The 503-nt window shown below is 68.2% G+C and carries 1 protein-coding gene; it reads left to right on the top strand.

Annotated elements, in window-relative coordinates; translation table 11 throughout:
- On the top strand, positions 1–341 hold a 341-nt coding region (locus tag AC1DWF_RS39115; RefSeq protein ID WP_476843754.1), incomplete at its 5' end, for an ABC transporter permease.
- Between the last annotated feature and the right edge of the window lie 162 nt (positions 342–503).

Below are 503 nucleotides of genomic sequence, written 5' to 3' on the forward strand. Positions count from 1 at the left end.
GCCGGGATTACGTGCAATCCGCCATCGCCACCGGGATGGGCGATTTGGAAGGGCTGGCACGCCAGATCCTGCCCAATGCCCTACCGTCCATCCTGGTCGCGGCCTCGGTGATGGTGGCGACGGCGATCCTCTTCGAATCCGGCCTCTCCTTCCTGGGTCTCGGCGATCCGAACGTAATGAGCTGGGGGCTGATGATCGGCGCCGGTCGCCCGGCGATCCGCACCGCCTGGTGGATGTCGGGCATCCCCGGCATCGCGATCCTGCTGACGGTGCTCTCCATCAACCTCGTCGGCGACGGGCTCAACGAGGCGCTGAACCCGCGCGCGGGAGGCCGCTCATGAGCAAGGTGGTTCTGCGCGTGGACGGGCTGCGCACCGTCTTCCAGACCGCGCGCGGCCCCGTCGCCGCGGTCGCCGACATGGACCTGCTGGTGCATGCCGGCGAGACGGTCGCAGTGGTCGGTGAATCCGGCTCGGGCAAGAGCGCATTCGCCTATTCCGTCA

Source organism: Aminobacter sp. P4_D5 (assembly GCF_056401815.1).